This window comes from Streptomyces xiaopingdaonensis, from assembly GCF_000262345.1.
Lineage (GTDB): Bacteria > Actinomycetota > Actinomycetes > Streptomycetales > Streptomycetaceae > Streptomyces > Streptomyces xiaopingdaonensis.
Genome location: NZ_AJTQ01000368.1, coordinates 1 through 233, shown reverse-complemented (window position 1 = coordinate 233; position 233 = coordinate 1). Strand labels below are relative to the sequence as shown.

1 protein-coding gene is annotated in these 233 nt (G+C 70.0%); it reads right to left on the bottom strand.

Going from position 1 to position 233, the window contains the following annotated elements; genetic code table 11:
* The coding region (locus tag UWG_RS0128210) for a transglycosylase family protein (protein ID WP_016910549.1) at positions 1-233 on the bottom strand (233 nt) is incomplete at both ends.

Genomic DNA, 233 nt, shown 5'->3' with positions numbered 1-233 from the left:
CACGTCGGGGGAGGGTCCGTCGGCGGTGAGGTTGCCGGCGCCTGCGCAGGCCCATGCGCCGGGGCCTTGGAGTTCGAGGAGCTTTTCGGCGGCGGCTATCTGCTGTTCCTTGGTGGCGAGGTCGGCGCGTTCGGCGTACTGGGTGCCGCCTGCTGCTGCCCAGCTGGACTGGGAGAACTGGAGGCCGCCGTAGTAGCCGTTGCCGGTGTTGATGGACCAGTCGCCGCCGGACT